Annotated in this window: 23 protein-coding genes and 1 tRNA gene; 12 read left to right on the top strand and 12 right to left on the bottom strand. The window is 61.7% G+C overall.

What is annotated here, in order from left to right; translation table 11 throughout:
• Nucleotides 1–432: 432 nt before the first annotated feature.
• The gene (locus ACZ5WW_RS07195) at nucleotides 433–774 is read left to right on the top strand and encodes a hypothetical protein (RefSeq protein ID WP_377170578.1); all 342 of its coding nucleotides are present in this window, start codon (nucleotides 433–435) and stop codon (nucleotides 772–774) included.
• Between the two features lie 85 nt (nucleotides 775–859).
• Here the strand turns inward: ACZ5WW_RS07195 and ACZ5WW_RS07190 are convergent.
• The 3 genes from ACZ5WW_RS07190 to ACZ5WW_RS07180 form a co-directional block, all read right to left on the bottom strand.
• Nucleotides 860–934 (bottom strand) — tRNA-Val (locus tag ACZ5WW_RS07190).
• Nucleotides 935–1,020: 86 nt separating this feature from the next.
• Entirely contained in the window at nucleotides 1,021–1,797 is a 777-nt protein-coding gene (locus tag ACZ5WW_RS07185; protein ID WP_377170581.1) for an AraC family transcriptional regulator, read from the bottom strand.
• Between the two features lie 22 nt (nucleotides 1,798–1,819).
• Entirely contained in the window at nucleotides 1,820–3,718 is a 1,899-nt protein-coding gene (locus ACZ5WW_RS07180; RefSeq protein ID WP_377170583.1) for a TonB-dependent receptor plug domain-containing protein, read from the bottom strand.
• A gap of 411 nt (nucleotides 3,719–4,129) precedes the next feature.
• Here ACZ5WW_RS07180 and thiE point away from each other — a divergent pair, with 411 nt between their 5' ends.
• Nucleotides 4,130–4,759, top strand: a complete 630-nt coding sequence (gene thiE / locus ACZ5WW_RS07175; RefSeq protein WP_377170585.1) for a thiamine phosphate synthase — start codon at nucleotides 4,130–4,132, stop codon at nucleotides 4,757–4,759.
• Nucleotides 4,760–5,008: 249 nt separating this feature from the next.
• Here the strand turns inward: thiE and ACZ5WW_RS07170 are convergent, their stop codons facing one another.
• Both ACZ5WW_RS07170 and ACZ5WW_RS07165 read right to left on the bottom strand, forming a co-directional pair.
• The gene (locus tag ACZ5WW_RS07170) at nucleotides 5,009–7,819 is read right to left on the bottom strand and encodes a M16 family metallopeptidase (protein ID WP_377170587.1); all 2,811 of its coding nucleotides are present in this window, start codon (nucleotides 7,817–7,819) and stop codon (nucleotides 5,009–5,011) included.
• A 155-nt stretch (nucleotides 7,820–7,974) separates the two neighbouring features.
• Nucleotides 7,975–8,847: an alpha/beta hydrolase gene (locus ACZ5WW_RS07165; RefSeq protein WP_377170589.1), complete on the bottom strand. Its 873-nt coding sequence runs from the start codon at nucleotides 8,845–8,847 to the stop codon at nucleotides 7,975–7,977.
• A gap of 137 nt (nucleotides 8,848–8,984) precedes the next feature.
• Here ACZ5WW_RS07165 and ACZ5WW_RS07160 point away from each other — a divergent pair, with 137 nt between their 5' ends.
• The 8 genes from ACZ5WW_RS07160 (at nucleotide 8,985) to dhaL (ending at nucleotide 14,669) form a co-directional block, all read left to right on the top strand.
• The gene (locus tag ACZ5WW_RS07160) at nucleotides 8,985–9,896 is read left to right on the top strand and encodes a hypothetical protein (protein ID WP_377170591.1); all 912 of its coding nucleotides are present in this window, start codon (nucleotides 8,985–8,987) and stop codon (nucleotides 9,894–9,896) included.
• A gap of 27 nt (nucleotides 9,897–9,923) precedes the next feature.
• The gene (locus ACZ5WW_RS07155) at nucleotides 9,924–10,541 is read left to right on the top strand and encodes a ribonuclease HII (protein WP_377170594.1); all 618 of its coding nucleotides are present in this window, start codon (nucleotides 9,924–9,926) and stop codon (nucleotides 10,539–10,541) included.
• On the top strand, nucleotides 10,538–11,068 hold the full coding sequence (locus ACZ5WW_RS07150) for a YraN family protein (RefSeq protein ID WP_377170596.1): 531 nt from the start codon (nucleotides 10,538–10,540) through the stop codon (nucleotides 11,066–11,068). The genes ACZ5WW_RS07155 and ACZ5WW_RS07150 overlap by 4 nt, the downstream gene beginning before the upstream one ends.
• Nucleotides 11,069–11,138: 70 nt before the next feature.
• Nucleotides 11,139–12,152 (top strand): dihydroxyacetone kinase subunit DhaK, encoded by a 1,014-nt coding sequence (locus ACZ5WW_RS07145; RefSeq protein WP_377170598.1) that lies wholly within the window; start codon nucleotides 11,139–11,141, stop codon nucleotides 12,150–12,152.
• Nucleotides 12,153–12,164: 12 nt separating this feature from the next.
• The gene (locus ACZ5WW_RS07140) at nucleotides 12,165–12,527 is read left to right on the top strand and encodes a Crp/Fnr family transcriptional regulator (protein ID WP_377170600.1); all 363 of its coding nucleotides are present in this window, start codon (nucleotides 12,165–12,167) and stop codon (nucleotides 12,525–12,527) included.
• Between the two features lie 742 nt (nucleotides 12,528–13,269).
• A complete protein-coding gene (locus tag ACZ5WW_RS07135) occupies nucleotides 13,270–13,542 on the top strand; it encodes a hypothetical protein (RefSeq protein ID WP_377170602.1) in 273 nt (90 codons plus the stop codon).
• A 3-nt stretch (nucleotides 13,543–13,545) separates the two neighbouring features.
• A complete protein-coding gene (locus tag ACZ5WW_RS07130; protein ID WP_377170604.1) occupies nucleotides 13,546–13,950 on the top strand; it encodes an HNH endonuclease in 405 nt (134 codons plus the stop codon).
• 83 nt (nucleotides 13,951–14,033) lie between these two features.
• Nucleotides 14,034–14,669 (top strand): dihydroxyacetone kinase subunit DhaL, encoded by a 636-nt coding sequence (gene dhaL, locus ACZ5WW_RS07125; protein WP_377170606.1) that lies wholly within the window; start codon nucleotides 14,034–14,036, stop codon nucleotides 14,667–14,669.
• A gap of 135 nt (nucleotides 14,670–14,804) precedes the next feature.
• Here dhaL and ACZ5WW_RS07120 read toward each other — a convergent pair whose 3' ends face one another.
• Nucleotides 14,805–16,337 carry a thiamine pyrophosphate-binding protein gene (locus ACZ5WW_RS07120; protein WP_377170608.1) on the bottom strand — a complete coding sequence of 511 codons (1,533 nt, stop codon included), beginning with the start codon at nucleotides 16,335–16,337 and terminating at the stop codon, nucleotides 14,805–14,807.
• Complete coding sequence (locus ACZ5WW_RS07115) at nucleotides 16,334–17,353, bottom strand: chorismate-binding protein (protein ID WP_377170610.1); 1,020 nt, start codon at nucleotides 17,351–17,353, stop codon at nucleotides 16,334–16,336. The genes ACZ5WW_RS07120 and ACZ5WW_RS07115 overlap by 4 nt, the downstream gene beginning before the upstream one ends.
• A 100-nt stretch (nucleotides 17,354–17,453) precedes the next feature.
• Here ACZ5WW_RS07115 and ACZ5WW_RS07110 point away from each other — a divergent pair, with 100 nt between their 5' ends.
• Entirely contained in the window at nucleotides 17,454–18,983 is a 1,530-nt protein-coding gene (locus ACZ5WW_RS07110; protein ID WP_377170613.1) for an SIS domain-containing protein, read from the top strand.
• 15 nt (nucleotides 18,984–18,998) lie between these two features.
• Here ACZ5WW_RS07110 and ACZ5WW_RS07105 read toward each other — a convergent pair whose 3' ends face one another.
• Entirely contained in the window at nucleotides 18,999–19,583 is a 585-nt protein-coding gene (locus ACZ5WW_RS07105) for a hypothetical protein (RefSeq protein ID WP_377170616.1), read from the bottom strand.
• Nucleotides 19,584–19,802: 219 nt separating this feature from the next.
• Here ACZ5WW_RS07105 and ACZ5WW_RS07100 point away from each other — a divergent pair, with 219 nt between their 5' ends.
• Nucleotides 19,803–21,254, top strand: coding sequence for a DUF1501 domain-containing protein (locus ACZ5WW_RS07100; RefSeq protein WP_377170618.1), 1,452 nt, complete (start codon nucleotides 19,803–19,805; stop codon nucleotides 21,252–21,254).
• Between the two features lie 20 nt (nucleotides 21,255–21,274).
• Here the strand turns inward: ACZ5WW_RS07100 and ACZ5WW_RS07095 are convergent, their stop codons facing one another.
• The 4 genes from ACZ5WW_RS07095 to ACZ5WW_RS07080 all read right to left on the bottom strand — a co-directional run bounded on the left by ACZ5WW_RS07095 (nucleotide 21,275) and on the right by ACZ5WW_RS07080 (nucleotide 25,004).
• Nucleotides 21,275–22,780, bottom strand: coding sequence for an NAD(P)H-hydrate dehydratase (locus ACZ5WW_RS07095; protein WP_377170620.1), 1,506 nt, complete (start codon nucleotides 22,778–22,780; stop codon nucleotides 21,275–21,277).
• Entirely contained in the window at nucleotides 22,777–23,535 is a 759-nt protein-coding gene (locus ACZ5WW_RS07090) for a hypothetical protein (protein ID WP_377170622.1), read from the bottom strand. The genes ACZ5WW_RS07095 and ACZ5WW_RS07090 overlap by 4 nt, the downstream gene beginning before the upstream one ends.
• A 119-nt stretch (nucleotides 23,536–23,654) precedes the next feature.
• The gene (gene folK / locus ACZ5WW_RS07085) at nucleotides 23,655–24,119 is read right to left on the bottom strand and encodes a 2-amino-4-hydroxy-6-hydroxymethyldihydropteridine diphosphokinase (RefSeq protein ID WP_377170624.1); all 465 of its coding nucleotides are present in this window, start codon (nucleotides 24,117–24,119) and stop codon (nucleotides 23,655–23,657) included.
• A 90-nt stretch (nucleotides 24,120–24,209) separates the two neighbouring features.
• Nucleotides 24,210–25,004, bottom strand: a complete 795-nt coding sequence (locus ACZ5WW_RS07080; RefSeq protein WP_377170626.1) for a putative polyvalent protein kinase domain-containing protein — start codon at nucleotides 25,002–25,004, stop codon at nucleotides 24,210–24,212.
• Nucleotides 25,005–25,021: the final 17 nt, after the last annotated feature.

The following is a 25,021-nucleotide window of genomic DNA, read 5'->3' as shown; positions in this document are numbered from 1 at the left end:
GGCGCTCTTCTTGGTTGGAAAAGCAAAAGGGGGCGTTCTGTTATCCCAGAATCCCACAAGTTCAAAAGCAGACTGCCCTGAGGTCGATAAGTGGCGCAAAGCGCCACAAGATCATGAACATCTTTTGAATTCAGATCATGGTTTCAGGACGGATCGCAAGAAGGGGAATGAATGTATGCTTCGAAGCAGCAATGAATGGCATCTTACTCTTCGGACACTTTCAGGGTAGGGGATCTGGAGGTGCAAAATAAGAAGATCGCCTTCAAATGGAGGCGGGTGGCACGATGCGGCGCTGGCTGTCCACCCAAACATGAAGTCACAAGCCCGCAGACACCTCGCTCCAGATGTCATGCTTCACGTGGTTGGTGCCCAAGCTTTTCCGGGCATCATTTCGCTGGTTCACACACGAAAAAGCTGCCAAGCATGCCACGCATGAGCGAAATCCGAACCTACGATGGCTATTTCACATTCAAGATCCTCTCCCGCGAAAAGGCAGACCAGTTGGACGACTTGTTTGCTGAAAACGACATCGAGGTAGATCTGGCTCTGCAGTCCCTGGAGTTCTCCTGGATGGGCCGTGAGCGTGATCACGTGATCCTGAAGCTTTTTAAAGAAGTCGCAAAAACCCTTGGTGAAGCCGAGGGCGAGCTGCGTTGCGAAATCGATGACGACGCCGTCGATCCCCATTTCGAATTCTTCACCATCAAGCAGGGGCAGCTCTTTCTGCAGCGTGGGAAACTGGTGCGCGAGGGTGAACTCATCCCGCAAGTTTGAAGAGCGTCAGCATAATGAGCTTCTCCGGCTTATTTGAACCTGCTTCGTGTGAACAGGTCACGGCTGATCAAAGCCTGACAACAAATGGTGCGCGATGCAGGGTTCGAACCTGCGACCCTTGCCGTGTGAAGGCAATGCTCTACCACTGAGCTAATCGCGCGAAAATCGTGGGGCGGAGTCTGTAACAGGGCTTCGGCCTCGGAGCAAATGGAAATTGCAGCTCTTCTGCTTTGAAATGTTGCCCGTCTAGACCCGCCTGAGCCGGAATTGCTGCAGGTATTTGAGCGGTGTCATGCCCATGTGCCGGTGAAAGTGGTGTGTCAGGGCGCTCTGATCACAGAAACCCAGATCTCGGGCCACGTCCGAGATATTGGCTCCTTCTCTCTGCAGGGACTCACAGGCAGCCTGGATGCGCAGCTTCATGATGAAGGCCTGCGGGCTCGCGCCAAAAGTCTCGACAAATTTGCGGTGCAGTTGCCGTGGCGAAAGGTGCACAATCTGCGCGAGTTCGGTGATGGAAACCCCGGTCCGGAAATGCTCGCGGATGTAGGCCAGCGCGCGGTCGATTTGGAGGTAGGGCTGCAGCAGCTGCTTCTTGCCCTCAAAACTCTGCACCGTGCCCATGATGCCGATGACTCGGCCCTTGGCGTCGGTCAGCGGCAGTTTGTTGGTCACAAACCAGTCCGGCAGGCCCTGGTCGGTGAAGAACAGCTCCACGATGTTGAGCTGCGCCTTGCCGGTGCGCATCACTTCCTCGTCATCGCGCCGGAAGTTTTCCGCGAGGCGGGCAGGGAAGAGGTCGAAGTCGTTTTTGCCCACGATGCCGGCCTCTTCCGTGATGCCAAAGCGGTCCATGAACCGGCGGCTCGCGCACATGAACCGGAAGTCGCTGTCCTTGGCAAAGAAGGCCAGGTCCGGCAGGTGGTCGAACAGCCGGTAAAAGGGGCTGTCCGCACTGACACGACGGATGAAACGTTCGCGCAGTGCGGCAGGGGATTCGGGGCGTGGCGGAGGGCTGCTCACGCCCCATTGTTAGCCATGCAGATCAAAAGCGCAAACGCAGCCCGGCATAGGCTCCGGTGCTCATGACGGGGTATCCTGGGATCTCGGCGTACTTTTCCCCGAGCAGGTTTTCCACCCGCGCAAAGAGATCCAGGTGCTCGCTTACACGCCAGTTCGCGGATAGCCGCACGTTGAGATAATCCTCCAGGTCTCGCTGCGCGAAGGTGACGGGGTCATAGTCCTCGCGGTCGATCACATAGATGGCGCTGAGATTGAACGTCACATCCTTCACCGGCTGAAAGCGGATCCCGCCGGAGATGGAGTGGCGCGGACGCCGCACCAGGCGGGCCATGTTGGTATTGTCATACGCGTCCAGGTAGGTGTAGCTGAGGTTCAGGCCAAACATGGCGCAGGGGTTCCAGTCGAGACCGCTTTCGAGGCCCTGAGTGGTGGCGGAACCGACGGCCACGGGGATGAAAAACGGTGGCAGGTACTGGTAGGTGTTGCGCAGGTCATTGCGGAAGAAAGTGGCGCGCAATGTGAGCTTGTTTTCAAACAGCGGCTGGGAGATGCCCGCCTCGTAGCCGCGGCTGCGCTCGGGGGTGATGAGGGCAGGATTGCCGCCGAAGACGGGCGTCAGATCCTGCGGCGTGGGCGGGGTGTAGGCGGTGCCGTAGTTCGCATGCAGCACGGTGTTGATCTTCGGCACCATGTAGCTGATGCCGCTGCGCCAGGTGAAGGCATTGCTGAAGTCCGAATACTTGTCATAGCGGACGCCGTTGATGAGATTGAAGCCCTTGAAGAGCTCCGCCTGCGATTGCACGAACAATGCATAGTTCGTCTGCGCCTGGGAGATGTCCAGCATCCCGGCGGTGTCATTGACTCGGCTGATCTTCTGATCCTGAAACCACGCTCCGGCGGTGAGCGTCCACTTGTCCGTCACCTTCACGATGCTTTTGTATTCCAAAAAATCCGTGCGTGAGCTGGTGCGGTTGTCCGGATTGAAAAACGGCGGGTCGTTGTACCCGGTGGAGACCTGCCGGAACTGGCTGTGCGAAAACGTGAGCGACTGCGTCCAGCGGTCATTGGTGTCCCACACCAGCCGTGGCGAGATGCTCCAAAACTCCGTCAGCACACGGTTGTCCGGATCATTCGCATTCGTGCCGACGTTCGCACGGGGATCGCCCACCTCCGCGGTGTAGTGCCGCATGTCGAGGTCAAAGCGCAGGCTGTCCGCAAACTGGTAGCCGACCTTGCCGGCCAGGTTCGTTTGTTTGAACTGGCTGTTCTCGCGCTGCCCCTGCATGTCTGTGCGGCTCGCTTCAATGCCCCAGTCCAGCTTGCCGATGGCCCCGATGGAGCTCAAACCTTCGCGGAAAGTGCCGTAGCTGCCGGTTTCAAAGAAGGCCGTGCTCTTTGGCTTCTCCAGGCCCTTGCCGCTGCGGGTGATGATGTTGATCACGCCGCCCATGGTGCGCCCGCCATACAGGCTGGCGGCGGGGCCGCGCAGCACTTCGATGCGCTCCACATTGTCCAGCGCCATGGTCTCCAGGTTGAAGGAACCTGCCAGGTTGGCAGGCAGGGGCCTGCCGTCGATCATCAGCGCGGTATCCTTGGTGGTGGTGCCGCGTGTCATCACCGTGGCCACATTGCCGGGAATGCCGGGCGTGGCGATGGTCACGCCGGGGACGTTACGCAGGGCGTCGACCGCAAAGCGGTACTGCTGCTCCTCGATCTTCTTGCGGTCGATGACCGTGACGCTGCTGGCGGTGCGCCAGGACTCCGTCTCGGACATCGTCGCCGTGATGACGACTTCGGGGATGTCTTGCGTCTTCTTTGGCTTCTTAGCGGGTGTCTGGGCCGCACTGATCTGGATGACGGCTAAAAGTGCCGCGGTGATCGCTGCGCAGGGGCGGCGACCAGAGTGTTTCTGGAGGTACATGTCGTTGGGGTGTTCATTGGTTCGATGAAATCATCCGCTCACCGCCACATGGCGGGTCGGATGATGTATTTGCAGCGAGATGTTCGGACTCCGGGTTTCTGCGGTGGAATGATCCACCGCGCCTCGCCTCCGCCTTCACCAAGGATTGCTCCCGATTGGCTTTGCTCCATGTCCGAAGACATGGATGGAGGGTTGTTACCCGATACCGCAGCGCCACTGTGGCCGGTTCTCACGGCCTTCCCTGCATCTGCAAACGGCTGCACGGCGCTTGCGCGCCCTGCAGATAAAGAAAACGGGGGACATCACGAGGAGGTCCGCCGCCATTCCGGTTCCATAGGCTTCTCGTTCATCTCAGGCAACTGGAAACTCGGCTTGCACTCCTCCGCATCCCCGCTCATGCAGGACTCACCCATGAAAAGCATTCAAGAAGCACGGCTCTACGGCATCGTTGACCTCGGTTATGTCACGGCGGAAAACGTCGCGACCATGACCGATCAGCTCTGCCTCGGCGGCGTTGATGTCCTGCAGCTGCGTGCCAAGAAGCAGACGGCGCAGGAGATCGAGCGCCTCGCCCGCGTCATGCTTCCAATCACCCGTTCCCATGGCGTTCCGCTCGTGATCAACGACCATCTTCAGGTGGCCGCAGCCGTGGGCAGCGAGGGCGTGCACGTCGGGCAGGATGACGACGCCGTGGCCAGGGCGCGCGCGGTGGTGGGGCCGGAGTGCTTTGTGGGCAAATCCACCCACAGCCTCGCCCAGGCCGTCGCCGCGCAGGAGGAAGGCGCGGACTACATTGGCTTTGGCCCGCTGTATGCCACCGGCACCAAGCCCGACTACGTACCCATCGGATTAAATGACATCACCGAAGTCCATCGCCGTGTCACCCTCCCGATCTTCTGCATCGGCGGGGTGAATGCAGGACGGCTGGACGAGGTCATCGCCGCCGGGGCGCGTCGCGTGGTCGTCGTGTCCGCGTTTCTGCAGGCGGCGGATGTCAGCTGCGAGGTGCGGGCGCTGAAGCAGCGGCTGGTGGTGGCGTGAGCGGGGATCATCCGGCCCTCACATCCATCCTCGCCATGTGCAGGTGCCCCAGGCCTGTAGGGGACTTCAACAAATTCAACGGAGGGGTTTATGCATGCAGCAGCGCGTGTGGGGCGGCTGATCTCCCAGCCGCCGCCGCCCGCGCTGACGTGTGCGTGTATCCTCTCCCGCAGAAACGGGGGAAGTCTAGCCGGGCGGGCTGCTGCTTTGAGTTTACACCCGGTGTCCGGAGACCCTGGCGCCTTGGGGTTACTTCTTCTCGATCGGAATGATGTCCGCACTCACCGCGCGCTTGGCTCCGAGGTATTCTTTGGCCAGGGCTTCGATCTCCTCTTTCTTGATGCCGGAAAAGTCGGTGATGAAGCTGCGGGCCCAGTCGAGGCGCTCAGGGTGCTCCTGGGCGCAGCGCAGCACGTTCATGGACCAGTAGCGGTTGTCGCGGCGCATCTGCTCCAGTTGGGCCACCATGGGCTTCATGGCGCGGTCAAACTCGTCGTCGCTTACAGGGCCTGCCGCCAGCTTGTCGCCGATCTCGATGACGAGCTTGGTCAGGGAGTCGGCCAGCTCGGGCTTGCACTCGATCATCGTCGTCATGTAGCCGTAGCCGGTGAAGGTGTCGTTGGCCACGTGGTAGCACGCGGGGCTGTAGGTGTCTCCCAGCTCTTCGCGCACCTTGATGCGCAGGCGGTCGTCCAGGATGGCACCGAGGAGGGTCAGGCGGCGTGCACGCTTGATGTTGGTCATGTCCGTGGTGGGCCAGTACACGGTGGCGATGGCCTTGGGGATTTCGGTGTCAAAGGGGAAGGTCTTGCTGGCCTCAGGCTTGGGGAAGGCCACGGCGCGCTCCTTGGCATAGTCGGGCTTCTTTTCAGCACGCTTGGGCAGGGCTCCCAGGGTCTTGGCCACGGCCTTGATCGCAGCATCTTCGTCCACGTCTCCGAGCACGGTCACTTCCAGGTAGTCCTGGGTCAGGGCAGGGGTGAGCCAGGCCTTGAGCTCGGCGAGGGTGCGCTGGCGCAGCACTTCGATCTTCGGGAAGCCCCAGCGTGCGTCGCCGGAGTGGATGAAGGAGACGACCTCGCCATTCATCACGCCTTCGGCGGTGTGCTGCAGCTGGGTGTACATGGGCTCGAGATTTTTTTCAAACTGGCGCGCTGCCTCCTCGCGGTAGCCGGGGGCCACGAGGTAGGCGGTGAGCAGCTGCATCTGCGCCTCCAGGTCTGCCGGAGTGGTGCGGCCGCTGAGCACAAAGGCCTCGTCGCCGATGGAGAAATCGCTGCCTACCGTGCGGCTGGCAAAGATGCGGCGGATGTCGTCCACGCCGTGCTTTTCCAGGCCGCCGAGCTGGAAGGTGCTCTGCGCAAAGGGGATGATGCCCGGCTTGTCTGCTGGAGTGCTGAGCTTGCCACCGCCAAAGTTGATCAGCACGCGGATGGTGCCTTTTTCGAATTCAGTGTGCTTGAAGTTGAAGCGCACGTTGTTTTCAAACACGGCCTGGATGATCTCCAGATCCTTGGCCTCGGAGCGGCTGGCCACCTTGCCGGCAGGGCCAAACTCGGTGTAGGCAAAGGCGGCGGTTTCTTCCTTGGCAGGAGCGGCCACGGGCTTGGCACGGCTGGCCTTGAAGGTGTCGATGATCTGCTTGTTCGCATCGCCTTCCAGCTTCAGATTGCCACCGAGGAAGAGCTGCACGTCATCGCCTTTCCAGTCTTCCACGAGCGCGGCGTGGCTGTCTTCCTTCTTCAGGCTGGCCAGCACGGTGGACACACGGGCGAGGTCATCCGCAGGATGGGTGAAGACCTTCTTGCCAGCGATGATGCTGACGATGCCGCTGGCCAGATCGCGGGACTTGCGGCTTTCAGCCTGGTCGGCGCGGAGTTTCGCACCTTTGAGCACGGTGGCCTTGGCTTCTTCAAATTCGGCATCGGTAAAGCCGTGCTCGATGGCGCGGCGCAGCTCTGTTTCCAGCAGGGTCAGCGTGGCCTTCCAGTTCTTGGGGTCGCACTGGGCCTGGATGCCGTTCACGCTCACAAACTCGAGATACTCGTAGCTGTAGCTCTCTGCGCCCATGAAGGGGGCGCCTTCGGCCTTGGCCAGCTTGGAGAGGCGCTGGTTGATCATCATGTCCGCCAGATCGCGGATGGTTTTCTCGCGGCGGGTGGCGGCGCTGTCGGGCTTGTTCTTGGCAGGGCGGGGGATCTCCACGGAGATGGTCAGGGCCTCGGCTTGCATCTCGGTGTGCAGCTTGGCGATGGTGCCGTAGCCGGAGGTCACCTTGCCGAGATTGGGGTCTTCGGCGTCGCCGTGCTTCGGCTTGGCATCGGCAAACTGCTTCTCGATCTCCGCCTTCACAGCGGCGGTGTCTTTGAAATCGCCCACGGCCACGATGACGGCGCGCTTGGGGGTGTAGTACTTCTCGTAGAAGTCCACAAAGCGTTGACGCTTCATGGTCTTGATCATTTCCTCCGTGCCGATGGGCATGCGGTCCGGCAGGATGGACTCGGGCATGGCAAACTTGTAGCCTGCCATCATGGTGCGGTACTCGATGGAGTCGCGGCTGAGCTTCTCACTGAGGATGATGCCGCGCTCCTTGTCGATCTCGGCCTCGTTGAGCAGCATGCCGTCGAGGTCATCACGGAAGAGCTGCAGGCCTTCGGCGATGTATTTGGGTTCCACCTTGGGCAGTTCCAGCATGTACACGGTTTCCTTGAAGGAGGTGTGCGCGTTCGTGTCAGCCCCGAAGCCCATCCCCAGACGCTGGAAGTACTCCACCATCTCACCGCCTTTGAAGTGGCGGGAGCCATTGAAGGCCATGTGCTCCAGATAGTGCGCCATGCCCTGCTGGTCGTCCTGCTCCATCAGGGAGCCCACATCCATGTAGAGTCGGATGCTGGCGCGGCCGGGGGGCTCATCGTGCGGCAGGATGACGTAGCGCAGGCCGTTTTCCAGCTGGCCAAACTGCGCCTTGGGGTCGGCCTTGAGATCGCTGGTGTCCTGAGGCCAGGTGGCGGCATGCGCGGTGGAGGCGACGACGGCTGCGAGGAAGAGGGAGCGTAGCATGGTTTGCGGCTGGCTGTGGGTTGAGAAAGAGAGTGCGAACGAGCGTGGAAATTCAGTGCGGCGGATGAATACGCGTAGAACCGCATGACGAAACGGCGGCAAAGCTGAAATTCGTCATTTGGGTTTCGGAATTCGTCATTCCCGCCTCAGGCGGTCTATTCCACCTTGCCCAGTCCCGCTTCGGGGTCGGGTTCGAGGAAGCCGAGCTCGACGAAGAGCTCGTCCATCGCCATCAGCGTGGCCTCGTACATCTCAAAGGAGAGGTTGAAATTGAAAAAGCCATGGCCCTGTCCTTCAAATTCAATCAGGCGGCAGAGGTTCTTCTTCTTGCTCGACTTGCGGGCAAACTGATAGGAGCCGTCAAAGGGCACCACGCGGTCTCCGGTGCCGTGCATGATGAGCATCGGCGGCAGGCCTGGGCGGATGGCGCGGATGAGGTCGGCAGCCTTGCAGGTCGCCTGGTCTGGCCAGCGGTCACGCCCAAAGGCATACTTGGAATAGGTGTCCATCACCGGATTGAACAGCACGATGGCGTTAGGCGCCGGGCTGCAGTCCAACGCATCGGACGGGTCATCAAATCCGCTCAGAATGGCCGAAGAGGCGATGGCATGCCCGCCTCCGGAACCGCCCACACCCACGATCTTGCCAGGATTGATGCCGAGCTCGACCGCGTTCATGCGGATCCAGCGAATGGCAGAGCGCGCATCGGCCATGGCTTCCACAGGTCCGGTGCCGTGGCGGGTGGCGACGCGGTAGTCAAAGCAGATCGTCGTCATGCCACGTGAGGCGAAATACACGCAATGCGGGGCAAACTGCGCCACCTGGCCATTGTCCCAGCCGCTGCTGAAAAAGAATGCCGCCACAGACTTGGGGTATGATGGGGCCTTGTCCACTTCAGGTTCCCAAATGTAAGCCGAGAGGTTAACGCCACCTACGGTCTTGTAGATTTCTTCTCGGGCGGTCTTCAGCAGCTCCCGATTGCGATCAATCGGGGGCGTGCGGGGGTGACCTTCGCTGTGGGACTCCATGTTTGAGGGGTAAAGACGTTGACGTTTACCAGAATCACCAAATCGGCAAATGGTTTTACTCTGGATTAAAACTATCACAGCAAATTTCCCGGGATGCTAATTATAAAAGGTGATGAGCGGTTGTTTTTGTATGAAACATGCCCTTGTTCCCAGCCTCCACCGCACCCGCCATGCGCCAGTACCTCTCCCTAATCCTTGGATTAAGCCTGTTTCAACTCTCGACGCCTTTGGCGCGCACCCAGGAGACTGCGGCCGGATTGCAGGCGGTGCTGGAAAAGGCCTATTATAAATGGCGTGATGCCATGCAGCGCAAAGATGCCCCCGCCTGGGCGGCCAGCATCACCCGCTACCGTCAGACGGTCATCCGCAACATGGTGGTCAGCGAGCGCCAGACTTTTCCAGACGCCGTGTTCGCCTCAGAAGTGCAGCCTCCCGACCTGGCCGGTTTGCGCCTTTTGGAGGCCCAGGCCGTGGGAGACACCGCCCACCTCGTTTATTTTGGCCGGATCGACATGGGCCAGGACAAGGAGCTCATCCGGGAAAATCTCCTCAAGCTCAAATTCGGCCGTGAGAATGGCGTGTGGAAGTATGACAGCAATCGCATCTCCCGGCTCGACGGCGCTCCGGATATGGTCAAGGAGCTGCAGGCAGGCAAGCGCCCCGACTTTCTCGACACCCCCGAGTACACGCCCCCTGGCAGCATGCCGCCTGTGCCTCCTCTGTGCCGTGTCCCGGACTACAAGGCGGGCAGCAAGCTGCAGAGCTTCGGTTATGAGACGGTCATGAGCATGAACGGCACCGACTATGAGCCCGTGCGGGATGGGCTTGACCAGCAGATCCTCATAGGTGGCCTCGTCAAAGGGCACAACGAAATCACCTTGCGCATCAAACCCGTGCCCCGGCCGGAAGGTGAAAAGCCGGTGCTGCAGATCCGTGTTTACCTGCTGTCCAAAGATCCTGGCAAGCCCGGCACCGAAGTGCTGCGCTGGCAGGCGCCTGAAAGCGGCGCTCCTGCCCAGGTGACCCTCCCCATTGAGGTCAAGTCCTAGTCTCTTTGGGCCGCCACTGCTTTCCTTATGCCAACGAACGAGCACGAAAACGCGCTGCGCACGGCTGGGTATCGCATCGTCGCAGGCATTGATGAGGCAGGTCGTGGCCCCCTCGCCGGCCCCGTCTGCGTGGCGGCGGTGGTGCTGCCAGATGATTTTACGCACGCCGTCCTCAACGACTCCAAGCAGCTCAGCGAAGCCAGGCGTGAGCGCTTGTACGAGGAGATCACCGCAGATGCACGCATTCGCTGGCACTGTGTCAGCATTCAGCCCGAAGAAATTGACCGCATCAATATCCTCCAGGCCACATGGGAGGGCATGCGGCGTGCCGCACTGGGCTTGCAGCCGCAGCCGGACGCGGCGCTCATTGACGGCAAGCCGGTGAAGCATTTTCCCATGCATCAGGTCGCTTTGGTCAAAGGGGACAGCCTCAGCTATTCCATCGCCGCGGCCAGCATCATCGCCAAGGTCACCAGGGATCGTTTGATGGTCAGTCTGGCGGCGCAGCACCCCGAGTACGGTTTTGAAATCCACAAGGGCTATCCCACTCCCGCGCATCTGGCGGCTTTGAAAAAGCATGGCCCCTCTCCGCACCACCGGCGCAGCTTCCGGCCCGTCGCCCAGCTCGAACTCGACCTCGCATGAAAAGCGGTGCCTTCCGTTGCCGAGGTCTGTGGCGCTTGCTGCGGCGGCGGCTTACGGGGGCTCCCAGGCTGCGCACAGCCGCCCTCTGGCTGCGCGCCCGCCCGCTGACCCGGTTTCAGCGCCAGCTCGCGGGGCGGAGGATGGACAGCCGTGAAGTGGGAGCCATGGGCGAGCTCATCGCCGCACGCTGGCTCGCCACCCATGGCCGCAAGGTGCTCTATCGCAACTACCGCGGGGGCAGCCGTGGAGAGGTGGACATCGTCGCCCGGCATCGGGACGTCCTCACTTTCATCGAGGTCAAATCCCGCACCGGCACCGCCTTTGGGCGCCCAGCCGACGCCGTCGGGCCTGACAAGCAGCGGCTCATCCGGCGCGGTGCCTGCGAGTGGCTGCGCCTCCTGGGAAATCCGCGCATCAAATTCCGCTTCGACATCGCCGAAGTCATCCTCATCGAGGGCGAGCTGCCCCGCGTCCACATCATCGAAAACGCTTTCCAGATGCCTGACCCTTCGATGGCTGGCCGGTGAATCGTGCTTTGACAGCCCCGGCCCACGCCGTAACACTGGCGGCTCTTTTTCCAACCCAGACGATCCCCCCATGAGCCAAGCCAATCCTGCCAAAAAGATCATCAACAACCCGCTGAAGTGCGCCGACGAACTCTTTGAAGGCCTCGTGCTCGCTTACGACGGCAAGGCACGCCGCGTCGGCACGCGCTCCATTGTCATGAATGATCTCCGTCCGGACGCCCCCGCCTTGCTCGTCGGCGGCGGTGCCGGGCACGAGCCCATCTATCATGGCCTCGTTGGCAAAGGCATGGCAGACGGCGCTGCCGTAGGCGAAATCTTCGCCGCCCCTCCGCCTGACATCGTGCTCGAGGCCGCCCAGGCTGTGAACCGTGGCAAAGGCGTCCTCTTTCTCTACGGCAACTACGCTGGCGACGTGATGAATTTCGACATTGGCGCGGAACTCGCTGCTGACGAAGGCATCACTGTGAAAACCGTCATCATCGCCGACGACGTCTGCTCCGCCCCGCCTGCGGAAAAGCACAAGCGTCGTGGTGTGGCCGGTCTCGTCCCCATCACCAAGCTCGCCGGTGCCGCCGCGCAGACCGTTGACTCCCTCGACGAGCTTGCCCGCATCGCCCAGAAGGCCTGCGACAACACCCGCACCGTCGGCGTCTCCACCAAGCCCGGCAGCATTCCCGCCACCGGCAAGCCCACCTTCGAGCTGGCAGACGATGTGATCGGCCTCGGCATGGGCATCCATGGCGAAAAAGGCGTGGGTCTCATCCCCATGTGCACCGCCGATGAGCTCGCCGCCAAGATGCTCGACCTCCTCTTCGCCGATGATCTGGCCCTGGGCGCCGGAGATGAAATCGTCTTCTTCGTCAACAGCCTCGGCTCCACCCATATGATGGAGCTCCTCATCCTCCTGCGCGGCGCCAAGCCCATCCTCGACGCGCGCGGCATCAAGATTCACCAGACCATCGTCGACAACATCGTCACCTGCCAGGAGATGGCCGGTGTCAGCTTCAGCATCACCAAGCTGGATGCGGAGCTGAAAAAACTCTGGGATCTGCCCTGCGAAAGCGTGGGCTACACCAAACTGTAAACCTGCCATGCCATGAAACTCCCCGAAATCTTCGCCAGCCCCGCCAATGTGAGGTCCGTTCTCCAGGGAACCGCCATCTTCAATGCCGGCGACGAATCTGGGGAGATGTATGTGGTGCAGAGCGGGGAGGTGGACATCATCATCAACGGTGTCACCGTGGAAACCGTGGGGCCCGAAGGGTTCTTCGGCGAGATATCCCTCATCGAAGATTCTGTCCGTGCGGCTGACGCCATCGCCCGCACGGACTGCAGGCTCCTTCCCGTGAACCGCCATCACTTCCTGTTCATGGTCGATGAGATGCCCCAGTTTGCTCTCCACGTCATGAAAGGCATGGCCGACCGCCTGCGCAAGGCGGACAAACGCGCGGCGGTTTAAGACGTCTCCCGGACCTCTTTTCTCCCTGGTTGCCGGTTGCCGCACCTAAGCACGGCAACCGGCAACCATGTTTCCTTCCCCCCCTTGAAAGCTGGGCAACGGATGGCAATTCGCGGCAATCTGTGGTGGGGAATGGTATGCAATGGCATATGATTGCAGGCATCCCGTGAAAACGACGGCAACCACGAGGGGGTGTCTGGTTGCCCTGTGGAAACCGGCCTTGTGGGGGCGGCAAAACCTGCGGATTCGTGCCAGTAAACGGCGCTCGGTTAAGGGGGAAGGGGCATTCTTGCCGCGCGAGGGGAAGGCTGGTGGCAGACCTTCAACGAATATTATTATGATGATGATACATCCTTCCATGGCTTCATTCATCCCGCCCCCCGGTGCGCCAAGGGAACCGCTGTCTGGCATGCGCGGCGCCTTCCTCCCCAGTGAGCCCCCATGTGCAGCCACAAGGCCTTTCCTCCTCCTCGGGCCCCGGCTGGTTGCCGGTTGCCGTGCTTAGGTGTGGCAACCGGCAACCACGCAGTTCACATGGCTTCCAAAGACGGTGAAACCAGAGGCAGCCCAGAGCATGCGGCTGCGCTGCGTGGCATGGCTGTGCAAATCAAGGAAGCTGCTCGGGCTGATAAACGCCAAAAAAGCGGCAACTTGAAGGGGGGCTTGAGTTGCCATGGGATTGCAAGTGCTGAAGAGCGGGGTAGGAGTTGAAATGGGCGGAATGAGGCATACTTTCTCTCCCATGAACTCAGTGACCACCACGGAAGCCGGTATTTTAAGCCGTCTCATTCAGCCGGGATCTGGCGGATGGGACAAGGCGGCAGCCACTGCCATTCTGAGTTTTTCATTCTCTGCGGATGATCGGGAACGCATGCTGGTGCTCTTGGAAAAGGCCAAGGTCGCAGAATTGGATGAAACGGAGCAAAACGAGCTCACAAGCTTCCAAAAAGCCGGACGCACTTTGGAGCTGATGAAGGCCCGGGCGCGCATCTCTCTGCAACAGACTGCTGCCTGAGTTATGCCGAGACCGTCCCGTAAGCTGGAGCGGCAGGTGATCGAGCAGGCTGCGGGGCGCTGTGAGTACTGTCGGCTGCCTGAGCATGTCTCTGATCTGCCTTTTCACACAGATCACATCATCGCGGAGAAGCATCGTGGTCCCACTGTTCTGGAGAATCTGGCTTGGGCGTGTTTTTCCTGCAACATGCACAAAGGAGCCAATGTGGCTGGAATTGATCCGGTGACAGGGGGAGTGGTAAGGCTGTTTCGACCACGTCAGGATGTATGGGAGGATCATTTCAAATGGCAGGGAGCGTGGCTGCACGGGCAGACGCCTATCGGGCGCACGACGGTGATGGTTCTGGAAATGAATGATCCGGACTCAGTCCTCCTGCGTGAATTGCTGCTGCTGGAGGGCACTTTTTAGCGGGCTGCCGTCCTTCTCCGGGGGCAGGCGCTCGCAGGCTTCGCATTTGACTTCCCCGCCAGCGCGCCAACAATCGCGGTTCCATGCCCAAAGCCAACCTTTCCAAAGACGAAGTCAAAGCCATGCTCCTGCTCGCCTGCGAGCGCATCATCGCGGCCGAGCCGATGCTGTCCCAGGCCGACCGTGATCTCGGAGACGGGGACCACGGCATGGGCATGGAGCGCGGCATGCGCGCAGCCATGGAAAAGCTCAATGCAGCCGAGCCCGAGAGCATTGAAAAAGCCTTCTCCACCGTCGGCATGGCCATGATGAGCAGCATGGGCGGCGCCAGCGGTGCCATCTTCGGCACCTTCTTCCGCAATGGCGGCAAAGCCCTCAACGGCAAAGAAGCCTTCGACGCAGCCGGACTCGCAGCTTTCCTCCAGGCCGGAGTGGATGGCGTCAAGCAGCGCGGTGGTGCCGCCGTCGGCGACAAGACCTGCGTGGACGCCATGGAACCCGCAGCCGTCAAAGCCGCCGAAGTCTCCGCTCAATCCCTGCCAGAGGCCATCACCGCTGTAGCCGCCGCCGCCGAAGCCGGCAAGGACGCCAGCAAAGCCATGGTCGCCAAGTTTGGCCGTGCCAAGACCCTCGGCGAGGCCTGCATCGGCTTCCCCGACGCCGGTGCCTGCTCCGTGGTCGTCATCATCACCGCCTTCCGCGACTTCATCGTCGCTTGATCATCGTACGTTGGGTGTTTTTGGCGTCGGGTGCTTGTCGTGCTCCGCAGCGCGCTCCGCCAGACCACCAGGACGTTCGCACGCCATGGTGCCTGCCGTACGCTCATGGACAGGCGGGCTGTCGCCACAGCAGGCTCACCGCGGCCTGATCACCGGCCGCTGCCAGTCCTTCCAGAACGCCTCCGTTTGCAGCGGCTCGGGCCGGATTTCGATCACCATCGGCACGGGCAGCAGGTCTTCGAGATCGTTCGCATCATTCGTCTGGAGGTATTCCAGCCCCCACATCTGCGCCCACGGTTCGAAGCCCAGCGCGTGACGGTTTTCGATCACGCTGCGCGCTGCATCGGGCAGGGCGCGCATGCTGGCCACCCGGGAGAAAATTTTGCCGCCGCCGTTGTTGATCACCACGATGCGCAGCCTCGGATGATCCATCTGCGAGATTGCCCACGGCGCTGCGAGATCATACAGCGCGCTCAGATCTCCCAGCAGCAGCCAGCATTCGCCCTCGTGAATCGCGCTGGCTCCGAGAAAGGTCGAAACCAGGCCGTCGATGCCATTCGCACCGCGGTTCGCAAAAAACTCCACACCCGGCCTGGCAGTCTGAATGGCCAGGTTCAGTTCACGGATGGGCAGGCTGTTCCCGATGAATACTCGTGAACCCGCCGGTATCGCATTCGCGATTTTGCTGATCCAGGCGGGTTCGGACTCGGGAAACTTCCCGTACTCGGGTTCAAAGCGCAGAATGCCACAGGGCGGATCGACACGGGAAAACTCCGCGCTGCGTATGCTCTCCCAGCCCAGCGTTTCCACATTCTCCGTCCGCGCGAGCCCGCTGAAGCCGGTTCGGGTGATGTTGGTGACCTTGACCTTCGGATGGCTCTCCAGATCCCGCCACCAGCGCCAGGAAGGAACGGCGCCGATGCGCAGCACGTGTGCCGGGCGTGAGGATTGCAGCGCCCTTTCGCCACCGGGTATCAGCAGGGGCTTCAGCTCCGTGAAAGCATGCAGGTTCGAGGTGGCTTCGGCCACGATGGGTGCCCCCAGCCGGGCCAGCAGCGCGGCGGCCTCCGCAGCATCCTTGGGGTGCATGCCCGCCGCCAGCACGAGGTCGCACCTCAGCGGGCTGGGTGGCCCCTCCTCAGACGCTGGCAGCGACTGGGCGGCGGAAAAATCAACACCGGCCACGTTCGTCTCCAGCGGTTCATCCAGGCACACATTGAGGTGCATCGGCCCGTCCGAGCAGTGGCCCTCATGGGACTCATCCGTCACATCCCAGTCGCCCACGATGGTCGCATAAACCCCAAACAGCGCGGCCTGCTCAATGGCCTGCGGTGCTCCGCTGCCACGGTATCTCTTGGGCCGGTCGGCCGTCACCAGCACCAGCGGCAGGTTTTGATAATGCGCTTCGATCGTGGCTGCCAGGAGTTCCGCCGCCGCCGTGCCTGACGTCGTCACCACAGCCACCGGCTTGCGGTCGGCCATGATCCGGCCCAGGGCAAAGAAGGCTGCGCTGCGCTCTTCGAAAAAATTCCAGATCTTCACGCCGCTGCAGGCGAGCAGGGCGGAAACCAGCGGCGCATTGCGCGCTCCCGCCGCCACACACACCTCGCGCACTCCCAGGTAGGCCAGCGTGTGCAGGGTTTGATGGATGAGCTCAGTCTGAGTCATGATTGAAGAGACAGCAGGCGCAGCACCGCCTCGCGTTTCAGCCGCAGTTCCCGCCATTCATGATCAAAGGCGCTCCCTCCCACGATGCCGCAGCCTGAGGGCAGGCTGATCTGATTCCCCTCCCAGCAGATCCCGCGGATCGCCACGACGATGTGCGTCGTGCCATCGGCTTCGGCAAAGCCAAACGGCGCGCCAAAGAAGCCCGGCACCTTCAGTTGCTGGCGGTATTCCCGCAGTTTCTCCATCGCCTCGTCATCTCGGGGCAGGCAGCCGACTGCGGGCGTGGGGTGCAGCAAGGGCACCAGCTGCGCAGGGTCGGCTTTCGCCTCCAGCTGCACACTGAGTTTGGACTGAAAATGCACCAGCCCCGAGGTCTGGCACAAGGTGCGAGGCTCCCGGGCCATGGCCCCAAGCGCCTGCAGCCGCTGCGTGAGGTAGCGCACCACGATCTCGTGCTCTTCGATCTCCTTCACGTCCGTCAGGAAGCCCTCCTGATTCCCCGGCTTGGCCGTGCCGGCCAGGGCCATCGTTTCGAGTTGCCTCTCCTGCAGCTTGAACAGCATTTCAGGCGTCGAACCCAGAAAACCACCGTCCTCTTTCACATGCGCATAGCTCCACATGTTCCCAGGCGCCTGCATGATCGCCTCAAGCAGCCGCCGTGGATTGCCTGCGGTCAAAGTCCCCGACTCGGTGAGCACGGGCACCATCTTTTCCAGACGCTTGGCCTGCACCTCACGGCGGATGCGTCGGAAGGCCATCTTAAACCACTCGGTGGCGGGCTTGGCCCATTGAATCTGAGGCTTTTGTGAGCCGTTGAGGTGGGTCTTTTCGGCAAGGTCTCCGGCAGTGACCTCATGCAGACGCGCAGGCACTTTCCAGGGCTTGGGGTCATGCAGGTCAAAGTCATTGATATAGAAGGCCCCACCCGCCGCCGGCACGGTGGCCAGCGCGGTGAATGGGCCTTCTCCCAGCCATGCCCGCCCGTCGGGCAGCCTGAACAATGCGAATTCCATCATGCGATATTGCATGCATAGTGAAACGCACCGCGCTGCGTGCAAGATGGGAAACAGTCACATGTGAACATCCTTCACGCCTCGCCAGTCGAATCCTTGTTGCATGAATGCCGCCGACGAATTCCTCAAAGTGGCCACCGACTACCAGCTCGGCGCCCTGGACACGGAATCGCAGCACCCTTTCACCACTTCCTTGTCCCAGATGGCCCGCTCGGACGTGGGGGAGGCGGTCAGGCTCATGCATCAGGTCGATGTCCTCGCGCTGCGTCAGTTTGCCGCGAAATCCGCCCCTCTGGCCGACCTCGCACGCGCCATCGCCGCGACCCTGGGCGCTGGGCACCGCGTGTTCCTCTGCGGCTGCGGCGCCACCGGGCGGCTGTCTCTCAGCATCGAGGTGTTCTGCCGCATGGGCGTTCTGCCCGTCAAAGACCCGGAGCGCATCGTCGCCTTCATGGCCGGCGGAGACCTCGCCCTGATCAAGGCCATCGAAACCTTCGAGGACCATCCCGAATACGGCGCACGGCAGCTCGAAGAGCTCGGTTTCACCCATGGCGATCTCCTCATCGCCTCCACCGAAGGCGGAGAGACCCCCTTTGTCATCGGCGCTGCAGAGCGTGCCGCAGAGCTCTCCGCCAATCCCCCCTGGTTCCTCTACTGCAATCCGGACGAGCAGCTCGTCAAAGCCGCCGCGCGTTCCAGGCGCGTGATCGAAAATCCGGCCATCCATAAGCTCAATCTCTCCGTGGGTGCCATGGCCGTCTCCGGCAGCACCCGCCTGCAGGCCAGCACCGTGCTCATGGCCGCCATCGGCTTTGCGTTCATTCACCAGCAGGACCCTGAGCACGCACCGGCGGAGGTGCTGCAGCTTCTCCGCCACGTCGCACATTGCGACGGTCAGTTCCTCGTGCCCTTCATCGAGCACGAGGCGGCGGTGTATGCGCGGGGGGACTATGTGTTTTACAGCAGCGCACGCTTTGGCATCACCGTCGTCACAGACACCACCGAGCGCGCCCCCACCTTCAGCCTCGTGCCTTTTGAAAAGCAGGACGATCCCGCCGCCCCAGCCTCATGGTCTCATTTCCTCATGCCGGAGCAGCCCGGCGCTCATGCCGCCTGGCATGCCCTGCTGCACCGCGAGCCCCGCACCCTGGAGTGGCCGGACGTGCGCCACGTCGCCGGTGCCGAGGTGCTGGCCTCCTATGACTTCTCCGCACAGCTCGCGGCCCGGCGCCGCATCCGCACGCATGATGCCGAGCATCTGCTCTTTCACATCGAGGGCGGGGCAGGGGAGATGGTCTGGGAGTTCGACGGCCTCAGGCATCAGATTGACCTCACCGGCATCCACGAATTCCACGCGCACCTCCTTCTCAAGCTCCTCATCAACATCCACTCCACCCTCGTCATGGGCCGTCTCGGTCGTTACCTCGACAACCTCATGACCTACGTGAAGCCCAGCAACAACAAGCTCATCGACCGCGCCGTCCGCTACGTCCGCCTCCTCGCCCAGCGCCGCACCGGCAAGCTCCCCGGTTATGAAAAAGTCACACGCCTCCTGTTTGAAGAACGTGAAAAACTCCAGCCCGGCGAGCCCATCGTGCTGAAGACATTGGCGGCCTTGGGGGTGAAGGTGTGACCAGCGTGATCCTTTTCACCCGTTTTTGCGAGGCTTGATCGGTAGTCTGCTCCGTCTGGGTTTGGGATCATTCAGCCAGTTCAGGATTTTGGCGAGCAACTCTGACGCACAATCATTGGTTAAGTCTGAACGCCGGACATATTCCGGCAAGGACAAGCCCCAATGGCTGCCGTAGAAGTCAGAGCATACGATGGTCAGATACTCGTCAGGAAAGAGCTTTCCCGAATTCATGGCAGCCGTCAGGATTTCGTCAGCCAAGGAAAAGCATTTCTTTATTTCTACCACGTTTTCCTCGTGGTTCATGTATGCGCCACCCAACGAAAGGCCCAAAAACAAACGTAACGGGCCGAAGACCAGATAGTACGCTAGGAAGTAGGAGTTGAATCCATATCCGACATGGGCCAGCACGGCGTAGGGTGGTGGTGAATGATAACTCTCATCCACATACTTTTCGATGTTGTATGGCGACATCTTTACCTCACGCGTGGAAAAGAGCCATCGGCCCTGTTCCTCCAGTTTGCAGGCAAGCTCTTCGGGAATCTGCGGAAACGCCAGATCTGCATTCAGGAGAGTGGAACGTGCTTTTTCCAGGCCGGTCATGGGTGCGCCATTTGTCAGGCTTGTCGGCTCGTCTCGGGTTTGAGGGCCCGACGATTTAAACGCTTCAGAAGAAGCAGCCGACTCATGCATGGAAATATTGTGGATGGAAAAAGGGGGGCGACAAGCGATTCGTGGAGAAATCCGATTGGGGTTGCCGGCTGACGGCTTCCCGGGCCGCTTGTTGAAACATCAGTGCTGCCGCCTTCGTAAGCTCGCCTGATGATTTCCCCTCACGACAGCCAGCTCCGCGACCAGACCCGCCGCCACTTCTTCAGCCAGTGCGGCATGGGCATCGGCTCCGTGGCCTTGGCCTCCCTGATGGCGGAGCGCGGCCTGCATGCCGCCAGCGCCGCCGCGGCCCCCGGCCCGGGCGTCATGAAAAAAGGAGACGTCATCCCCCGCGCCAAGAACGTCATCTATCTCTTCATGGCCGGCGGTCCTTCGCAGCTGGAGCTCTTCGACTACAAGCCCAGGCTCGTCGAACTCAACGGCCAGCCCATCCCGCAGAGCTACATCGAGGGCAAGCGCTTTGCCTTCATGGGCACCAGCAACGGCTTCAAGCTCCTCGGCACCCGCCGCAGCTTTCAGCAGCATGGCCAGAGCGGCGCCTGGGTCAGCGACATGCTGCCCTACATGCAGGGCGTTGTGGATGACATCAGCATCGTCACCACCTGCAAAACCGAGCTCTTCAATCACGCCCCGGCCAAGCTTTTCATGAACACCGGCAGCGGCCAGTTCGGGCGCCCCTCCATGGGCTCCTGGGTCACCTACGGCATCGGCAGCGAATCCAGCGATCTCCCCGGCTTTGTCGTTCTCCAAAGCGGCCCCCGCGGTCCCCGTGGCGGCTCCGTGCTCTGGGGCAGCGGTTTCCTCCCCACCACCTACCAGGGTGTGCCACTTCGTGGTACCGGCGAGCCCATCCTGAACCTCTCCACGCCCGCCGCCTACAGCCCCGCCAGCCAGCGCCGTGTCATCGACACCGCACGCGAGCTGAACCTCTCCCGCCTCGTCGAAACCGGCGACGACGAAATCCAGACCCGCATCAACGCCTACGAGATGGCCTGGCGCATGCAGAGCAGCGCCCCGGAGCTGATCGACCTCAAGGGCGAATCCAAGGCCACCCTCGATCTCTACGGCGTCGATCCCACCCAGCCCTCCTTCGCGCGCAACTGCCTCCTCGCCCGCCGCCTCGTCGAGCGCGGCACCCGCTTCGTGCAGCTCTACCACACCAGCTGGGACAACCACGGCGGCAAAGGCGAGACGCTGGAAGACGATTTCCCCAAGGTCGTCAAAGACGTCGATCAGGCCTGCGCAGCCCTCATCCGCGATCTCAAATCACGCGGCCTGCTCGAAGAGACCCTCGTCATCTGGGGCGGCGAATTTGGCCGCACCCCCATGGGCGAAAACCGCGACAAGACCGGCCGCAACCACCACATCGACGCCTTCACCATGTGGTTCGCCGGCGGCGGCGTAAAAGCCGGCCAGACCCTCGGCAAGACCGACGAGCTCGGCTTCGGCGTCGCTGAAGATCCCGCCCATGTGCACGATCTGCACGCCACCATCCTGCATCTCCTCGGCCTCGAGCACGAAAAGCTCACCTTCAAATTCCAAGGCCGCGACTTCCGCCTCACCGACGTCCACGGCAAAGTCCTGCACAAGCTGCTGGCATAAAATGGCGGGCACAAAGCCCTCTAAAAACAGCCTTCCTTCAAATCCCGCAGCGCACCCCCCAGATGCGCCGTGACATCGCTCGCACCCACCGACTCCATGGCCGCGAGCTCCTGGCTCACAAACCTCTCCGCAGCCCGACCGCACAGCCATGCTCCCAGCCCCGCCGCCAGGTGCAGACTCAAACGCTGTGCGGCAAAAGCGGCGCACACACCCGTCAAAACATCCCCCATGCCACCGCTCGCCATCCCAGGATGCCCAGTGGTGTTAAACATCGTCGCCTGCCCCTGCGTGGCGATCACCGTCCTCGTCCCCTTGAGCAGCAGCGTACGCCCCGGCGCTGATTCTGTGAGCGATTCCACGAGCCTGCGCCGGCTCATGCCATGCCAACCGGGGAAATTCCGCAGCAGCCGGTCCATTTCGCCCGGGTGCGGAGTCATCAGCCGCGGCAGCTTGCCCGTGGCATCCATCACCTCCGGGTGCTGTGCCAGCATCGTCAGCGCATCCGCATCCACGACGGTGGGCGCCTTCGCTTTCTTCAGCACCTCGACGATTTCCTTCTCATGCTCAAAGCCCAGCCCGGGACCAATGGCCAGCGCATCAAAGCGCATGTCCAGGACATCCCGATAGTCGTCGATCATTTTCACCATCACCTCCGCCGGCATGCGCGGCGCGAGCAGCGGATACACCTTCTCAGGCACCAGCAGCGTGACCAGCCCCGCCCCTGCGCGGATGGCGCCACGGCACGCCAGCTCTGCCGCTCCTAAAAATCCAGGAGATCCCGCCAGGATGCCAATGCGTCCCGCATCCCCCTTGTGCATGTCATTGGCACGTCGCGGCAGCCGGGAGCGCAGCAGTTGCGGCGTCAGCACTTCGGCCTGCGCATCGCCATCCGTCTGTGCCAGATCAGGCAGCGGCACCAGCGCGATGCGTCCCACGTAATGATCAGCGCCATCCTCCACCAGGCCCGCTTTCATTTGCGCCACCACGGCGGTCACATCCGCCTCCACCGCATCCTCGCAGGCATCGCCATGGTCGCCATCGAGCCCCGAGGGAATGTCCATCGCAATCGTCACCGCATGCCGCTGCGTCCGCAGCAGGTTCATCTCGCGTGCCAGCACCTGCAGCTCCGGCTTCATCGGCCCCTGGGCACCGATGCCGAGCAGCCCATCCAGGCTCACGATGGGCCCCGCTGGGAAGTCATGCGCGCAGGCATCCTTCAAAAGGTGTACGAGACTGCCCAGCGTCGCCAGGTGCTGGCGCGGCAGGGCCTTCATTGCGGCGGGTTCACCGCTCAGCCTTGCATACAGCCGCCACCCATCAGCCACCAGTTCACGCGCAGCGACCAGCGCATCCCCTGCATTGTTGCCTTTGCCTAGAAACAGCACCAGCGATCCCGCACGCGGCGCAAACTGGCGCACCACCTTCGCGATGCCGCGCCCGGCCTCCTCCATCAGTGCCGCCGCACTCACGCCGCGTGCAAACGCGGCCTCCTCGCATTGCTGCATCTGGCGGCAGGTCACGGTCATGGGATTTCCGCCGCGTCCAGCAGCATGAGTTTGAGTTGATGGGCAGACTGCACGGTGTCCTGGGGCGTTTTCGTCGCAGGCAGAGACAGCACACGCGTGCCTTTCGCCGTCGTGTCCAGGGCTTTGGAGACGGCCTCGATGCCCGCGACTTCGGGCCCCCCGAGCACCATCAGGTGCATCAGGCGTTCGCCGTCTTTCTGCAGCACTTCCCTCAGTTCCTTCAGCGCCGCCGGAGTGTCTGGAATGAAGGCAAAGCGCAGGGTGCGCACCACCTTTTCTCCGGTGATTTCATGCGCCACTGACAAGGCCTCGGCGATGGCCTGCGTGGTGCTTTCCATCTGGGCCGGCTGGCCGCCGTACAGCGTCAGCACCATCACCACTTCCAGCGGGCGCTTGGTGCCCGTCAGTTCCGCGTCGACGATCGACTGCTCGTTGCCAAACCTTTTGCGTCGCACCGAGTAGCCCATGTTCTCAGCTCCCATGGTGGATTCAAGATACCCGGGAATGCTCAGGTCACGGTCTGTCTTGGCCAGAGCCGTGCGCACGATGTCCGCATGCCGCTCGATCCCCTCCGGGCTGATCTGCCGCCGCAGCGCCAGCGCATACTTGAAGGAGCGGTCCGCCGCCTGGTCCTTCTTCCACTGCCAGATGCCAAAGGAGGCGATCCCCAGCAGAATCGTGCCGACGGGCAGCATCACGAGCGCGAAACGAATCCAGCGTCCAGAATCAGCGGGTGTGGGTTGGGCTTCAGTCATGGTCCGTCATTCCATAGCAAGATTCCGCTTCATGCCACGCAGAATCCGCGAAGTGATGCAGGCACTCCTGCCTGCAATTCTGGCCTCCTGCGTCTCCGCATGGGGGCAGGCGCCCCGCCTCACTCCAAATTTGCCAGCAGTTCGGCCACCGTCACCTTTTGCCCCGGCAGCACCAGCTCAGGCCGGATGTCCGCCAGCGGCTCCAGCACAAAGCGCCGCAGGTGCATGCGCGGGTGCGGCAGCGTCAGCACCGGGTCATCGCTCACCACATCATCCGCATACAGCAGATCCAGATCCAGCGTGCGCGGCGAGTTCCGCTCCCGCTGCTCCGGCCTTCCCAGCGCCTGCTCGATGGCCTTGAGGTGCTCATGCAGTTCCTCCGGCGTGCATTCCGCCGCCACTTCAATGACGGTATTCAAAAACGCCTGCGTCCCCGGCGCACAATCCACCGGCTCCGTTTCATACACCCGCGCACTCGCATTGAGTCTGATGCCCGGCACACGTGCCATCAGCAGCTCAACACCACGCTGCATGTTCTCAGCGCGATCACCCAGATTGGAGCCAAGAGCGATGCCGAATTTCATTGGAAAATGTATTTTGGGGTGGTTGTCAGCCGCACAGGATCTGTTCGGAACCGCTTGATCATAGTGAAAAGGGAAAAGGTCGCAGGAGCATTATTCGACAGAGCGTGGCGAAGTGGATACGGTGCGCACGGCGATGACAGTGTGACCGGAGGCAAGGGTGTCGGCGATGAACTTTAAAAAGCCGCCGGCGGGCCGACAGGGTATGACATCGAAGGGGATGAGATTGTTTTCGAAACGGACGAGGTTCTTTGCGTGCGCATCGAAGACACCGAGGTTGTCTTCTGCTCGGTAATAGCCGCAGGCGGTGACTTTTTCAAAACCCTGCGCTGTGAACCAGTCATCGATCTCCGCGAGGGTGACGGGCACGATGTCGAACCGCGGCTGGGAGGTGACGATGGCGAGGTCGTCCCCCTGATCGAGAACCCCCTCCAGGCGGTTGAGCCCTGCGACGAGTTCGTTTTGCAAATGCAGCCGCTCCAGATACTCGACAGGCGAGGCTTCCCAGAGATGAAATCGTCGCGCCTCCATGTCGGAGGAGACCAATGCGAGGTCGATGCCCGGGGACAAACCGAAGATGCCGTCACGGGTGACTTTGAAATAACGATCCGTGTCGAAGTCGTGATAAAGGTCGTGCTCCATGCCGCCGCGCACGACTTGCGCAGGCAGGTCACTGGAACTCAGCAGCAGACCCAGACTTCCCGCCCATTCACGAAGGTCTTCCTTCTGCCGGGCGAGCGAGGGCGGCCCATGTGAGCCTCCATCTGCCGATAGGCTTCCTCGGAGGTGAGTGAGCGCCGCGACGATAAGATCCTCGCCATCTGCTCTTGAGTGAGCAGCGGCTTCACAGGCGGCTGGCTGGCTTGAATCTGGGACATCGTCAGGCATGCGGAAAGTAAGCGAAG

Source organism: Prosthecobacter fluviatilis, from assembly GCF_055388355.1.
Note: the sequence above shows the minus strand (reverse complement) of the source record. Positions and strands in the feature narration are given on the sequence as shown.

Excerpts from the sequence above, each read along its gene's own strand:
- ACZ5WW_RS07195 (WP_377170578.1), top strand. The coding sequence starts at position 433 with ATGAGCGAAATCCGAACCTACGATGGCTATTTCACATTCAAGATCCTC.
- ACZ5WW_RS07180 (WP_377170583.1), bottom strand. The coding sequence starts at position 3,718 with ATGTACCTCCAGAAACACTCTGGTCGCCGCCCCTGCGCAGCGATCACC.
- thiE (WP_377170585.1), top strand. The coding sequence starts at position 4,130 with ATGAAAAGCATTCAAGAAGCACGGCTCTACGGCATCGTTGACCTCGGT.
- ACZ5WW_RS07170 (WP_377170587.1), bottom strand. The coding sequence starts at position 7,819 with ATGCTACGCTCCCTCTTCCTCGCAGCCGTCGTCGCCTCCACCGCGCAT.
- ACZ5WW_RS07165 (WP_377170589.1), bottom strand. The coding sequence starts at position 8,847 with ATGGAGTCCCACAGCGAAGGTCACCCCCGCACGCCCCCGATTGATCGC.
- ACZ5WW_RS07160 (WP_377170591.1), top strand. The coding sequence starts at position 8,985 with ATGCCCTTGTTCCCAGCCTCCACCGCACCCGCCATGCGCCAGTACCTC.
- ACZ5WW_RS07155 (WP_377170594.1), top strand. The coding sequence starts at position 9,924 with ATGCCAACGAACGAGCACGAAAACGCGCTGCGCACGGCTGGGTATCGC.
- ACZ5WW_RS07150 (WP_377170596.1), top strand. The coding sequence starts at position 10,538 with ATGAAAAGCGGTGCCTTCCGTTGCCGAGGTCTGTGGCGCTTGCTGCGG.
- ACZ5WW_RS07145 (WP_377170598.1), top strand. The coding sequence starts at position 11,139 with ATGAGCCAAGCCAATCCTGCCAAAAAGATCATCAACAACCCGCTGAAG.
- ACZ5WW_RS07140 (WP_377170600.1), top strand. The coding sequence starts at position 12,165 with ATGAAACTCCCCGAAATCTTCGCCAGCCCCGCCAATGTGAGGTCCGTT.
- ACZ5WW_RS07135 (WP_377170602.1), top strand. The coding sequence starts at position 13,270 with ATGAACTCAGTGACCACCACGGAAGCCGGTATTTTAAGCCGTCTCATT.
- ACZ5WW_RS07130 (WP_377170604.1), top strand. The coding sequence starts at position 13,546 with ATGCCGAGACCGTCCCGTAAGCTGGAGCGGCAGGTGATCGAGCAGGCT.
- dhaL (WP_377170606.1), top strand. The coding sequence starts at position 14,034 with ATGCCCAAAGCCAACCTTTCCAAAGACGAAGTCAAAGCCATGCTCCTG.
- ACZ5WW_RS07120 (WP_377170608.1), bottom strand. The coding sequence starts at position 16,337 with ATGACTCAGACTGAGCTCATCCATCAAACCCTGCACACGCTGGCCTAC.
- ACZ5WW_RS07115 (WP_377170610.1), bottom strand. The coding sequence starts at position 17,353 with ATGATGGAATTCGCATTGTTCAGGCTGCCCGACGGGCGGGCATGGCTG.
- ACZ5WW_RS07110 (WP_377170613.1), top strand. The coding sequence starts at position 17,454 with ATGAATGCCGCCGACGAATTCCTCAAAGTGGCCACCGACTACCAGCTC.
- ACZ5WW_RS07105 (WP_377170616.1), bottom strand. The coding sequence starts at position 19,583 with ATGACCGGCCTGGAAAAAGCACGTTCCACTCTCCTGAATGCAGATCTG.
- ACZ5WW_RS07100 (WP_377170618.1), top strand. The coding sequence starts at position 19,803 with ATGATTTCCCCTCACGACAGCCAGCTCCGCGACCAGACCCGCCGCCAC.
- ACZ5WW_RS07095 (WP_377170620.1), bottom strand. The coding sequence starts at position 22,780 with ATGACCGTGACCTGCCGCCAGATGCAGCAATGCGAGGAGGCCGCGTTT.
- ACZ5WW_RS07090 (WP_377170622.1), bottom strand. The coding sequence starts at position 23,535 with ATGACTGAAGCCCAACCCACACCCGCTGATTCTGGACGCTGGATTCGT.
- folK (WP_377170624.1), bottom strand. The coding sequence starts at position 24,119 with ATGAAATTCGGCATCGCTCTTGGCTCCAATCTGGGTGATCGCGCTGAG.
- ACZ5WW_RS07080 (WP_377170626.1), bottom strand. The coding sequence starts at position 25,004 with ATGCCTGACGATGTCCCAGATTCAAGCCAGCCAGCCGCCTGTGAAGCC.